The 11,934-nt window shown below is 68.0% G+C and carries 15 protein-coding genes; 8 read left to right on the top strand and 7 right to left on the bottom strand.

Annotation, left to right across the window (positions count from 1 at the left end; translation table 11 throughout):
* The first annotated feature begins 8 nt into the window (after window positions 1-8).
* Both AB0M65_RS04115 and AB0M65_RS04110 read left to right on the top strand, forming a co-directional pair.
* On the top strand, window positions 9-608 hold the full coding sequence (locus AB0M65_RS04115; RefSeq protein WP_364021059.1) for a formylglycine-generating enzyme family protein: 600 nt from the start codon (window positions 9-11) through the stop codon (window positions 606-608).
* An 81-nt stretch (window positions 609-689) separates the two neighbouring features.
* A complete protein-coding gene (locus AB0M65_RS04110; RefSeq protein WP_364021056.1) occupies window positions 690-965 on the top strand; it encodes an amphi-Trp domain-containing protein in 276 nt (91 codons plus the stop codon).
* 429 nt (window positions 966-1,394) lie between these two features.
* Here AB0M65_RS04110 and AB0M65_RS04105 read toward each other — a convergent pair whose 3' ends face one another.
* Window positions 1,395-2,177: a helix-turn-helix transcriptional regulator gene (locus AB0M65_RS04105; protein ID WP_364021054.1), complete on the bottom strand. Its 783-nt coding sequence runs from the start codon at window positions 2,175-2,177 to the stop codon at window positions 1,395-1,397.
* A 195-nt stretch (window positions 2,178-2,372) separates the two neighbouring features.
* Here AB0M65_RS04105 and AB0M65_RS04100 point away from each other — a divergent pair, with 195 nt between their 5' ends.
* Window positions 2,373-2,591 (top strand): DUF397 domain-containing protein, encoded by a 219-nt coding sequence (locus AB0M65_RS04100; protein ID WP_364021051.1) that lies wholly within the window; start codon window positions 2,373-2,375, stop codon window positions 2,589-2,591.
* Here AB0M65_RS04100 and AB0M65_RS04095 read toward each other — a convergent pair.
* Window positions 2,564-3,406 carry a helix-turn-helix transcriptional regulator gene (locus tag AB0M65_RS04095; protein ID WP_364021048.1) on the bottom strand — a complete coding sequence of 281 codons (843 nt, stop codon included), beginning with the start codon at window positions 3,404-3,406 and terminating at the stop codon, window positions 2,564-2,566. The genes AB0M65_RS04100 and AB0M65_RS04095 overlap by 28 nt on opposite strands.
* 107 nt (window positions 3,407-3,513) lie before the next feature.
* Here AB0M65_RS04095 and AB0M65_RS04090 point away from each other — a divergent pair, with 107 nt between their 5' ends.
* Window positions 3,514-4,254, top strand: a complete 741-nt coding sequence (locus tag AB0M65_RS04090) for a hypothetical protein (protein WP_364021046.1) — start codon at window positions 3,514-3,516, stop codon at window positions 4,252-4,254.
* Window positions 4,251-5,057 carry an RDD family protein gene (locus AB0M65_RS04085; RefSeq protein WP_364021043.1) on the top strand — a complete coding sequence of 269 codons (807 nt, stop codon included), beginning with the start codon at window positions 4,251-4,253 and terminating at the stop codon, window positions 5,055-5,057. The genes AB0M65_RS04090 and AB0M65_RS04085 overlap by 4 nt, the downstream gene beginning before the upstream one ends.
* Here the strand turns inward: AB0M65_RS04085 and AB0M65_RS04080 are convergent, their stop codons facing one another.
* Both AB0M65_RS04080 and AB0M65_RS04075 read right to left on the bottom strand, forming a co-directional pair.
* On the bottom strand, window positions 5,058-5,774 hold the full coding sequence (locus AB0M65_RS04080) for a methyltransferase domain-containing protein (protein WP_364021040.1): 717 nt from the start codon (window positions 5,772-5,774) through the stop codon (window positions 5,058-5,060).
* Between the two features lie 235 nt (window positions 5,775-6,009).
* Window positions 6,010-6,864, bottom strand: coding sequence for a fructosamine kinase family protein (locus tag AB0M65_RS04075; protein ID WP_364021037.1), 855 nt, complete (start codon window positions 6,862-6,864; stop codon window positions 6,010-6,012).
* 96 nt (window positions 6,865-6,960) lie between these two features.
* Between AB0M65_RS04075 and AB0M65_RS04070 the strand changes: the two genes are divergently transcribed.
* A complete protein-coding gene (locus tag AB0M65_RS04070; protein ID WP_364021034.1) occupies window positions 6,961-7,650 on the top strand; it encodes a hypothetical protein in 690 nt (229 codons plus the stop codon).
* On the opposite strand, the gene AB0M65_RS04065 is transcribed toward AB0M65_RS04070, so the two are convergent.
* Complete coding sequence (locus AB0M65_RS04065) at window positions 7,621-8,460, bottom strand: AraC family transcriptional regulator (RefSeq protein WP_364021032.1); 840 nt, start codon at window positions 8,458-8,460, stop codon at window positions 7,621-7,623. The two genes, AB0M65_RS04070 and AB0M65_RS04065, sit on opposite strands and share 30 nt — an antisense overlap.
* Before the next feature lie 79 nt (window positions 8,461-8,539).
* Between AB0M65_RS04065 and AB0M65_RS04060 the strand changes: the two genes are divergently transcribed.
* Window positions 8,540-9,403, top strand: a complete 864-nt coding sequence (locus AB0M65_RS04060) for an alpha/beta hydrolase (RefSeq protein ID WP_364021029.1) — start codon at window positions 8,540-8,542, stop codon at window positions 9,401-9,403.
* Here AB0M65_RS04060 and AB0M65_RS04055 read toward each other — a convergent pair.
* Window positions 9,400-9,777, bottom strand: coding sequence for a hypothetical protein (locus AB0M65_RS04055; RefSeq protein ID WP_364021026.1), 378 nt, complete (start codon window positions 9,775-9,777; stop codon window positions 9,400-9,402). The genes AB0M65_RS04060 and AB0M65_RS04055 overlap by 4 nt on opposite strands.
* A 158-nt stretch (window positions 9,778-9,935) precedes the next feature.
* On the opposite strand from AB0M65_RS04055, the gene AB0M65_RS04050 reads away from it, so the two are divergent.
* Entirely contained in the window at window positions 9,936-10,691 is a 756-nt protein-coding gene (locus tag AB0M65_RS04050) for a thioesterase domain-containing protein (protein WP_364021023.1), read from the top strand.
* 36 nt (window positions 10,692-10,727) lie between these two features.
* Here AB0M65_RS04050 and xylA read toward each other — a convergent pair whose 3' ends face one another.
* Window positions 10,728-11,897, bottom strand: coding sequence for a xylose isomerase (gene xylA / locus AB0M65_RS04045; RefSeq protein ID WP_364021020.1), 1,170 nt, complete (start codon window positions 11,895-11,897; stop codon window positions 10,728-10,730).
* Window positions 11,898-11,934 lie beyond the last annotated feature (37 nt).

Genomic DNA, 11,934 nt, shown 5'->3' with positions numbered 1-11,934 from the left:
GCCTGACCATGGAGATGATCACTGTTCCGGCGGGTGAGGTGACACTTTCGGACCGGCGGACGGAGCGGAGCTGGACGGTCGGCGTCGAGTCCTTTCTGCTCTCGCCGGTTCCGGTCACCGCGGGCGAGACGAGCCGGCGACCCGCCGTCGACGTCTCGTGGCTGGACGCCATCCGCATCTGCAACGAGCTGTCCGAACGCGAAGGCCTGACGCCTGCGTACAGACTTGATTCCTTGCGGTGGGACACGTCCGCGGACGGCTACCGGCTGCCATCCGAGGCCGAATGGGAACACGCCTGCCGAGCGGGAACGACCGGCCCTCGCTACGGCCCGCTGGACGAAATCGCCTGGTACAGCGAGAACTCGACGGAGTCGGCGCACGACGTCGGCGGGAAGAAGCCCAACGCGTGGGGCCTGCACGACATGCTGGGCAACGTCTGGGAATGGTGCTGGGACATCTACGACGCCGAGGTGTACGGCGAGTACCGGGTCCTGCGGGGTGGTGGCTGGTTCGACGAGCACTGGAGCTGCCGGGCGTCGGTGCGGCGGCGCAGTCACCCGACGTTCCGCGTCGACGACGTCGGTTTCCGTCTCGCGCGGACGCTGTGACCCCGGCGGCAACGCCCGACGATCACACGATTGAATGACGGCACGGACACCCGGCCAGGGTGTCGGACACTGGAGGCCATCGTGACCGGAACCGCTCCCCGTGACGTCGAACGCGTCTACGCCACCGCCGACGTCGTCGCGAGACTGCGCCGTCTCGCCGACGCGCTCGAGTCCGAGACCTCGTTCCGCATCCAGATCGCCGGTGAACGGTTCCGCGTCCCCGCACGCGCGCAGTTCTCGATCGAGCACGAACGGGGCGACGGCGAGGAAGAGGTCGAGTTCCAGCTGAAGTGGAAGATCGAGGAGTCGGACGACGCCGACGGCGACACTGCCGACGGTGCCGAGACCGTCGTCTGACCGGTCCACAAAGGACCCGACCCGCTCGGTACTGGCGCCCGTTGCTCGCCTGAGGTACATGAAGGCCCCCTTCCTTGCGCCTAGGTACAGGAAGGGGGCCTTCCCTGCGCCCAAGTACAGGAAGGGGCCCTTCCCTGCGCCCAAGTACAGGAAGGGGCCCTTCCCTGCGCCCAAGTACAGGAAGGGGCCCTTCCCTGCGCCCAAGTGCAGGAAGGCCCCCTTCCTGCACTTGGGCAAGGTGTGAAGGTCGAGTTTCCTCGGCTGAGCCGAGGGAAGGGGTCCTTCACGCGCGACCACTGTGCCTGCTGGTGCACCTGAGACCACAGCGGCGATCCTTCACGGACCTGACCCCCGATCAGCCGCAGCCAAACCCGGTAGGCACCTAAGACACTTTTGGCTTTAACCCGAACACCACTCACGACCCCGTCGCTACTCAGTGTTCCTCGCGACCAGTTCCATCCAGAAGTCGGGCGCGTACTTCGCGATCTTCGAGAACTCCATCTTGCCCGCCGGGCAGGCGCGCTTCGACGTGTCGATGACGCCGTTGTCCCAGTGCACGATCGCCCAGACGCACCGGCCGTCCTTCATATGGTCGGTCACCCAGATCTCCAGGTAGTCGCCGCATTCGCGGTACCAGATCGAGCCGGCGGTGTCGTCGCGGTGGTCACGGACGTCGGTGCTCCGCTGTGGGCACGGGCCCGCCGCGTCGCCGGGACTCGGCCTGCCGACGTTGGCCTGCAGGTCGGGCTCGTAGGTGAAGATCGTCCACGGCCACACCCCGGCGACGCTGGTCGCGATCAGCACGCCCGCGAGCGCACCGGCCAGTAGCAGCAAGAGGCGATGCCCGAGGCCGGTACGACGCGGAGCGACGGAAGGCTGCCGCACGGGGTCGCCGAATGCGAGTTCCACGACATCGCCGCCGTCCACCGGCTGGACGGTCGACCGGGCCAGAACGCCCTGCAGGCCTTTCATCGTTTCTTCGGATTGTCCCAAGCCGAGAAGAATGGCACGCAGCTCGCTTTGTGTCGGCGGTTCGCGCCTGCCGTTCTCGATTTCCGAAATTCGTTCACGCCTGATCCTGAGGCCGTGTTTCGCCGCGCGTCCGGCGACGTTGTCCTGGGTGAGGCCCCGTTCGTCCCGCAGCCGTTTGATCAGTGCGCCGAGCTCTTCGACATCGGTGATGTCACCGGATTCGCCGCTCCGGGCTTCCATAGCGCTCCCCTGTCCCTCAGCGCTGTGCGACCGTGCAGACATAGGTTAGCGACACGTCCGGCGACGGGCGCCCGGGGCCATGTCTTCGCTGGTCCACGCGGTGTGCGCTGTCGCGACAAAATTCCCCGACGTCGCGACGGCTGGACATTCCACGATCTTTCCTCATCCGGCGAAACAAATGAGGAAGGAACTCCTGTGACACACGATCTCACCGGCGCGGCGTGGTTCAAGAGCAGTCGCTGCGGAGGCGGCCCGACCTGTGTGGAAGTCGCCTTCCTGGAAACGGGGGTCGGCGTCCGGGACGCCAAGGATCCCGGACCCGCCTTCGTCGTCGACCCCGCGAACTGGACGGCTTTCGTCCGCCATTGTTCCGCGACGCCGAGCGGTCAGGAATGCGACCCCGCCACGTCGTGAATCAATTCCACCGATTCCGCGGGCCCCAGCGCCAGCGCCTGGACTCGCTCGAACGCCGTGACGTACTGCGCCACGCGGGCGGGTTCCTGGGTCAGCCGTCCTTCGGTCAGGTCGTCGGTGTAGACGATGTTCGGATCGTCGGGCAGCGGAAAGCCGAGCAGGATGAACCCGCCCGCCTGGGCTGGGTGCATCCCGGCGGACGACGGCAGGACCCGCACGGACACGTGCGGGTCCCCCGCCGTCTCGGCAAGGTGCCGCAACTGAGCGGCCATCAGTCCAGGCTCGGGTACCGGGCGGCGGAGCGCGTATTCGTCGACAACGACCGAGAGACGCGGCGAGTTCTCCCGGCGGAGGCGCCCTTGACGGTCCATTCGCAGCCCGGCCCGCCGCTCGGCGATTTCCGGTGTCGAACCGGCGGCCAGGGACAGCGCGAGCGCGTACTCGCGGGTCTGCAGCAGGCCCGGGATCCATTGCGGCTGGTACTCGCGGATCTCAACGGCCTCTTCCTCGTAACCGAGGTAGAGGTGGTAGCCGTCGTAGATGACGCCGTCGAACTCCAGCCGCTTGCCGCGCTGCCGCGACACCGCCAGCATGGCCGCCCGGCGTGCGCCGGTCACCTCGTAGAAGTCCAGCAGTTCACGCAGGTCCAGTGGCCGTACCGCGACCTGGCCGGTCTCGATCCGGCTGATCTTCGCGGACGAGCACTCCAGGCGCGCGGCAGCCTCGTCGAGCGTCCTGCCCGCTTTCTCCCGGAGTTGCCGGAGTTCACCACCGAACCTGCGACGGTCCTCCACCGCGTCAGACGCCACTGCCACCGAATCTCCGATCTACGCAAAAATTACACAATGCAACACTTGCACTACGAGACGCAGGTCACTAACGTACGTGCAGACTGCAATTCTTGCATGAGGGGTCCCGTGCCATGGACAAGATGATCGAAGAAGGCGTCCCAGAGGTGATCGAGAACGTCCTGGGCAGACGGCTGCTTTATGCCGTGTTCTGCCTGACCACGGCGATCCTCGCCTTCTGGTTCCTCAGCACCGGCCTCGTCTACGGGGCCTTCGTGATCGGCGCTCCGCTGGCCCTGCTCCTGGCGACCCGGTTCTTCGGACTGGGCACGGTCCCCACCACGTTGATGGTGATCGCCGGGCTGGCGGCCCTGGTGCCGGCGTTCTTCCTCGGGAAGTACAAAGCCGTCGAGGACGGCCACACCGGGCTGGTCCTCGTCGGCTTCCTCGTGTTCCTGACCTGGGGAGCCGCCTACCCTGCCATGCTCGACAAGTTCGACGAGCGGTTCCACCTTTCCCTGTACCCGGCGGTATCCCGGCCCCGCAAGCTCCGGCGCGAGGACCGGGACGGGTTCGCGATGCTCCGCGTGCTCCTGGTCAAGGCCACCATCGCCACGCTCACCATGCTCGTCGCCGACGCCTCGATCGTGGCGGTCGTCTGCCTTCTCGCGTTGCTGCTCCGCACGCACTGGTCGGCGGCGGTCGCGGGCCTGGCCTGTCTGCTTGAAACATTCGTCGAAATCGAAGGACTGAACGTGCTCGTCAAATTCGAACCGCTCGAAATCCTGGCAGGCGTGCTCGGGGCGGCGCTGTGGTGGGACGCGGTCAAGAACCCGTTGTGGGACAGGCGAGCCCGGCTGGGGGCAGGACAGTGATCCAGCCTCCGGGAAGTGTCTTCCCGCCTCCCCGTCCATCGCCGACGTCGGCCCGCCGCTGGGGCGCGCGGTGGATCGACTGGCTGGTGCCCTGGCTGGTCACCGCGCCACTCTGGTTCCTGACCGCCGAAAAGATCCAGACCGACGCGGGAAAACACGGCTTCACCTTGGCCGGCAAGGGACTCTTCAAGGCCGCGTTCGGCGAATGGGGCGCGCTCGGGGACACCGCCGGCGACGAAGTGGGTGACCTCTGGGGCGACATCGTCGCGCTGATCGCCTTGACGCTGGCAGTGCAGGTCCTGCTGATCATGGTCTACGAAGTGATCCTCGTGCGCTCATGGGGACGTACCCTCGGCAAGGCGGCCTTCGCGCTCACGGTGCGCCGCACCGACGGCGCACGCCTCACCGTCGGCCAGGCGTGCGCCCGGACCGCGCTCACCGTGCTTGTCCCCGGACTCGGCTGGGTACTGCTCATCGCGGCGATCCTCCAGTTGAGCGTGCTGCTCGCGCTGGCCGGGATCGCGCTCCTGATCTTCTCGGCGGTGGAATGCGGCATGGTGCGGACATCGCCGGACGGCAAGACCTGCTGGCACGACCGGCGAACCGGTTCGGTCGTGGTCCCCAACACCTGGACGGACCAGCTGCGGCAGATGCGCGACGGCGGGACGCAGTTCGCCCGCACCGCGTGGCAGGCACCGCCGGTCCAGCAGCTCTCGCAGCAGGCCCAGGCCACCTTTCAGCAGGCGCGTGAACGTGGCCGTCAGGCGATGTCCCGCGACAACGGGCAGAACCGGGGCGGGTGATCAGGCCGCTTCGAGGACGAAGAACAGAAAGCTCGGCGCGGTCGCGAGCAGGGGGAAGTCGTCGGGGAACAGCTCGCGGGCGGAAGGCACTGGCTGGGGTTCGCTGATGACGGAGATCCGGAAGCCCGCCGCGGTGAAGGCGTCGGTCATCGCGTGCAGCGGCCGGTTCCAGAAACTCATCCGGGCCATCTGCCCGCGCAGCGGGAATTCGAAGGTCGCGTTGTAGATCTCGAAGTAGTCGGGCCTGCGCCCGGCCATCCGCTCCACGCAGTAGTCGGCCGTGGGGTGGTTGACCGAGGCGATGAGCCTGCCGCCGGTCTTCAGCACGCGACGCGTCTCGGTGAGCGTCGGCCCCCAATCCTGAAGGTAGTGCAGCACCAGGGAAGCGATGACGTCGTCGAACGTGTCGTCGGCGAAGGGCAGCGGGTCGGCGAGGTCCGCGACCCGCAGGTCCGCGTCGGCACCGAGCCGTCGCCGGGCGTGCTCCAGCATTTCGGCGCTCGCGTCGACGCCGCTCACGACGGCGCCCTGCTCACGCAGCGCCGCGAAGAGCGGGCCTGAGCCGCAGCCGGCGTCGAGGATCCGTCTGCCGGTCACGTCCCCGGCGAGGGCAAGGGTCGCGGGCCGTTCGTAGTAGGCGTTGTTGAGGCTGGTCTCGTTCTCGGCCGTGTAAGCCTCGGCGAAGCCGTCGTAGGCGCTCGTGGGAACCGGAGTCATGTGATCGATCCTGGCACGACCGGCGTACCGAACGCTCAGACGATGCCGCCGTTGGCGCGGAGGACCTGGCCGTTGACCCAGCGGGCCGGACCGGCCTGGAGAAGGAACCGGTGGAGGCACTGACCCCGGCCGAGCACGCACTGCTGGCCGAATGGCTCGACCGCGTCGCGCGCTAACCCTTAGTGGTTGGTTTCGGGAGTCCTTCGGGTCTCGACGGACTTCCGAAACCAACCACTTAGCCGATCGCTCGCGCCGCCGCGACCGCCTGCCCGGCATAAGACCGTCCGAAAAGGACGGTGTGCACGAGGAGCGGGAACAGTTGGTGCACTCCGATTCGCTCGGTCCAGCCGTCGGCGAGCGGCGCGGCTTCCTGGTAGGCGGCCAGCACGCGGTCGAGCAGCGGGCAGCCGAACAACTGAAGCATGGCCAGATCGGTCTCCCGGTGGCCGCCGTGCGCGGCGGGGTCGATCAGCCAGGCGTCGACGGCGCCCCACAAGACGTTGCCGCTCCACAGATCGCCGTGGAGACGGGCGGGGGATTCCGCTGGTCCTGCCACGTCGGGAAGCCGAGCGCAGGCTCGCTCGATGACAGCGGCTTCTTCACCGTCCAGCGTGCCTTCGTCGACGGCGTGGCGCAGGTAGGGCAAGACCCGGTGCTCGGCGTACCACCGCGGCCAGTCCTTCCCCGTCGCGTTGTCCATCGGGGCGAGGCCGATCCACGCCTCGGCAGGCCCGCCGGGTGGCGGCGAACCGAACGCGGGTGCTCCCGACGCGTGCAACGCCGCCAGTCCACGGCCCAGCCGGTCCGCCGCGTGATGCGTCGGACGGCCGCCACCGACCAGCTCGGTGACCAGCCAGTCGCCGTCGTCGCCGCGGATCTCGGGCACCCGCACCGCGCCGGACGCGCCGAGCCAGCGCAGTCCCGCCGCCTCCGCGGCCGCCGCGCCCCGGGCGTGCCCCCGTTTGACGACGACGGTGTCCCCGCTGTCCAGCACGACTTCGGTCACCGCGTCCGACAACCGGCGCTGCCCGGCGACGGCTCGTCCGGTGATCCTCGTTGCCGCCTCGGCAGGCGTGGAGACCTGGGTCATGCCCCGCAACCTACCTCCGCCGATCGGGTGAACGCTCGTTGTCTAGAGTGATCGCCGGGGGAATTCCACGTATTTGAAATCGAGGGGAGATCGGTCGTGCCCACACGTCCGAGAGTTCGTTATGCCATCTTCGCCGTCCTGCTCGGCGCCACGCTGGCCGGATGCACGACGCCAGACGCGACCGGCCAGGTCAAGGCCGCCGGCAGCACGACGTCCGGGGAGGCGCCATCCAGCGCGCCCAAGACCACCGAAAAGCCGTACCTGACCACCACACCCACGCTGGAAGTCAGTGACCAGACGGTCAAACCCGGCACGAAGCTGAAGTTCGGCGAGCAAGCGATCATCCCGTTCTACAGCTACTACGCGAAGGGCGTCGTCGGTCTGACGGTCACCGTGGAATCGGTCAAAGCGCCCGACGCCGACATCGACGAGCTACCGCTCAAGGAAGAGGACAAGGCCAAACTGCGCGGCAAGTATTTCTTCTTCGTTCGAGAGAAGCTGACGAACGTCGACGGGATCAACCTCGCCGAGGTGACCACGCCGATCCTGACCGCGTCGACCAAAAGCGGCGGTTTCCCCGGAACCCTGCTGGGCATGGGGAAGCACGACGTCACGGGCTGCGAGGACCAGTCGTTCGCGCCGAAAGACTTTTCGACCAAGGGAGCGGTCTTCGAGGGGTGCCGCCTGTACTTCGGTGTCGCGTCGGACCCGATCACCTCGCTGGCGTACACGAACCAGCCTTACGAGAGCGCCGCGTCACGTGCCGTGACCTGGCGCAACAAATAACCCGGCGGGCTTGCCGACGTCGGTCGGGGTGCAGCCGGTCAGCGCGCGGAAATCGCGGATGAGGTGTGCCTGGTCGCTGTAGCCGCCCAGGTACGCGATCTCCGACCACGAAGGGGGCGACACCCGGTTCAGCAACTCCATGGTGCGGTTGAGCCGGGCTATCCGCCCGACCGTCTTGGGATTCAACCCGATCTGCTCGCGGAACCGGACTTTGAGGTGCTGGCGGCTCCAGCCGATCTCCTCCGCGAGCGCGTCTACGCGGACCGGGCCCGCCGAAAGCCTGTCCCAGGCGTACCGGACGGGCGCGGCGAGTTCCGGACCGCGGGGCAGTCTCGCCATGAGGTACTCGTCCAACAGCCGGAAACGCCCCGGCCAGTCCGGCGCCTCCGCGAGCCTTTCGAGCAAAGGGCCGGCGCGGAGTGGTTCCCAGCCGTCGATCACCGAATTCGCCAATTCCCGCAACGGGTTCCTGAACAACGCGTAGGCGCCGAGCGGGGTCAGTGCGACGGCGATGCCACGCGTGGCCCCGGACTGCTCCATGACCAGCGGCCGGTCCCGCAAACCCAGTATCGGTGAATCCGGGACCACGCCCTCGTCCTCCGATCGACGGACCGGCGCTTCGAGGTCGATCACCCAGGTGAGCACGGACAACGGCGTGACCTGCCAAAAGACCGGCCCGGTGTCGGGCAGGTCGTGCGCGACGTAGCTCAGGACATGGGCGGCGAGGGCGGGATGGGGCAGCCGGAGGATTCGCTCCCCGGACGCGCGGGCGATTTCCCGCCGCGGCACCACGATGCTCCACCCGCCCATTCCGGCATCTTACTTTCGTTCAAGACCCGTGAGCGGGCTCTTCATAGCGTCCTCCTCCCGAGAGAAAGGACGTTCACCGATGCCAAGTGTTGGGGGATTCAGGAATCCGGCGGCCGAGGAGCGGTATTTCGCCGCCTACGACCGCGCGATGGCCGACTGCCCGGAGCCGGACGCGGTCTTCGACGTCGAGACGCGTCATGGCTCGACCCGGGTCTATCGCTACGGAACCGGGGGTGCGCCGATCGTGCTGCTGCCCGGGCTCATGGCGACGTCGGCCTGCTACGCGGCGTTGATTCCGGCGCTGGCCGACCGCCATCCGGTCTACGCGATCGACACACTCGGCGAAGCGGGCCGCAGCGTGCAAAAGGTGCCGTTCAAGGACCTTCGTGACCGTGTCGTCGCACTCGACGACGTCTTGGCGAACTTGGCACTCACTTCGGTGCATCTCGTTGGCGGTTCGACGGGTGGCTGGCACGCCGTCAACCAGGCGATCCACGCACCCGGCAGGCTCGCTTCCCTCGGCCTGCTGGACGCGACGACGGTGTCGGCGCCGTTCTCCCGGAAGGTGATGTGGTGGGGCGCCTTCGCCGCCGTGCTCGACAGCGACCGGCTCTGGCGCGGTTTCCTGAAATGGTCCGCGGGGGCGGACATCATGGACGACGCCGCACCCGGGCTGGTTCTGGCCGGGATCCGGTCGTATCGGGCGCGGGTGCCGTTCCAGGTACCACCGGACGACGCGGCACTCAGGTCCATCAAGGTGCCCGTGCTCGCCCTGTTCGGCGGCCGCAGCGTCGTCCACGATTCGGCCGCGGCCGCCGCGCGGCTCGAAAGCCTGCTTCCCCGAGCCGACGTCGAAGTCCTGCCTGGTGCCGGGCACTATCTCTACCTTCGGCCGGAAGACCGCGACTTGATCATCGACCGTGTCCTTCGGGCCGCGGCCTAGGCCGCGTGCACGGCCGGGCCGCCGCGGGCTGCTGCCAGACTCGTCCGGCAAGCGGCGATCAGCCGGGCCGAAGCGGCACTTTCGCCGTGGCCACACCGGGGGCAATACATCGTGACGTCACCGGAGAGTTCGTCGACGGATACGATCAACGCGGTCCCGCAAGGTCGGCACCAGCGATGCCGGGTGATCGGGTTGACGTGCAGCGGGGACGCGACGCACTGGTGGATCCAGCGTCCGTGCACGTGACAGGTCAGGCGGTCGTCCGGGGACAGGCGGCCGACGTCTTCGGCGTCGTCCTCCATCGCCAGCAGAACCGGCAGTGTGCGGCCCACCGGGTTCAGCCGCGTGGTGGAGGCCAGTGTCGTGGTGTTCATCGCTTTCTCCTTCCGGCTCTTAACAGGACGTCGAACGGCGGACGCCGGATACGACATCGCGGGTGACCTTTCGGGCGAACCTCCCCGATCGGGGGAAATGATCTTGATCGCACCAAACCGGCACCCCGCTCGGGTTGACGGCGCGTATCTTTCCGATCATGACGGCCACACTCATCTCACTGTCCACATCGGACAAGAATGGGCGCGGCTACCTGCTTGTTCCCCCTGCCGGAGGCACCTCGCGGACGTTCGAATCGCTCGCCGCCGCGGCAGGCACGGACGTCTGGGGCATCGAATATCCCGCGCACGGGGAGCGGCTCGTCGAGGCGCCTGCCACGAGCATCGAAGACCTCGCCGCGCGGCTCGCCGTCGAAACGACACGGGACTGGTTCTCCCGCACCACGGTGATCGGTTTCGGCATGGGTGCCTTCGTCGCACTGGAGATGGCTCAGCGGCTCGATGCCGCGCCGAGCGCGTTGATCGTCGTGGACGCGTGCGCCCCGCAGCGGCGCACGCCGGAGAAGAACGCGAAGGCGGGCGCCTCGGCGATGGGACGGGTGTTCGGCCGCGACGGCCTCACCCCGGTCGCGGGCTACCGCGACTCCCCCGAAAGCTGGGAGTACGCGCTGGACCTGCTGCTCGGCGATCTCCAGTTGCTGAACGCCTACCGCGGACCCACGCGGACCCGGCTCTCCTGCCCGATCGCGGCGACGCGCGGCACCGACGACCCCGCGTTCACCTCGGGCGACGACGCCACCGGCGGTTGGCGGGTGTGGACGTCCGGTCCATTCGTGGGCCGCGTCGTCCCCGGCGGGCATCTCGGCGTCCTCGAACCCGGCCGGGAGACCGAGTTCTGGGCCAGGATCCGACGGCTGGAAGCGGCGTTTCTCGACGTCGAACCGGAAGTCGCCTGACACGGTAGCGTCGTCCGGTCGAAACTTGACCGGGTTCTAGCGCGCCCCGGTGAGGTGTTCCAGAGCCAGCTGTGACAAGCGGACGAAGCCGTAGCCGCGTTCGGCCGCCTTGTCCGGGTCGAAGTCCTCGAAAGCCGAACGGTCGGCAAGCAGGTCGGCCGCGGTTTCGCCGTCGTTGAGTGTCGGCTCGGCCAGTTCGGGCACGAGGGCCGCGTCCAGGGCGGCCCGCACCTCGGGGTCGGCCCGGAAGGCACGGGCGCGTTCGGCGAACAGCAGGTAGCTGGCCATATTGGCCTCGGCGCTGGCCCAGACGCCGTCCATGTTCTCCGTGCGCAGGGGCTTGTAGTCGAAATGACGCGGCCCGTCGTAGCCGCCGTGCTCCAGCAGGTCGACCAGGAAGAACGACGACAGCACGTCGCCATGGCCGAAGACGAGGTCCTGGTCGAACCTCGGGCCGCGCTGGCCGTTGAGGTCGATGTGGAACAGCTTGCCCTGCCACAGCGCCTGCCCGATGCCGTGGACGATGTTGAGCCCGGCCATCTGCTCGTGCCCGACCTCCGGGTTCACGCCCACGATCTCGTGGTTCCGCAGTGTCGAGATGAACGCGAGCGCGTGCCCGACGGTCGGCAGCAGGATGTCGCCGCGCGGCTCGTTCGGCTTCGGTTCGAGGGCGAGCCGGAGACCGTAACCCTGGTCGATCACGTACTGGGCGAGGAAGTCGATGCCCTCGCGGTAGCGGTCCATGGCCGCGCGGACGTCCTTCGCGGCGTCGGTCTCGCTGCCTTCGCGGCCACCCCAGAGCACGAAGGTCGACGCCCCGAGTTCGGCGGCGAGGTCGAGATTCCGCAGCACCTTGCGCAGGGCGTATCGCCGGACCGAGCGGTCGTTGCTGGTCAGGCCGCCGTCCTTGAAGACGGGGTGGCTGAACAAATTCGTGGTCACCATCGGCACCACGAGGCCGGTTTCGGCGAGCGCGCCCTGGAACCGCTTCAGATGCCGCGCGCGCTCGGCGTCGGCCGAGCCGAACGGGATGAGGTCGTCGTCGTGGAAGGTGATCCCCCAGGCGCCGAGGTCGGAGAGGCGGTGCACGGCCTCGACCGCGTCGAGCGGGGCCCGGCTGGCCGAACCGAACATGTCGTTCGCCTGCCAGCCAACGGTCCACAGGCCGAAGCTGAACTTGTCCGCACGCGTCGGTGCCTGGGACATCACGCCTCCACGAATTAGTTTGATGCCTGAACTTATC

It is taken from the genome of Amycolatopsis sp. NPDC051071 (genome assembly GCF_040682875.1).
Lineage (GTDB): Bacteria > Actinomycetota > Actinomycetes > Mycobacteriales > Pseudonocardiaceae > Amycolatopsis.
This window is presented reverse-complemented; position numbering and strand designations above follow the sequence as displayed.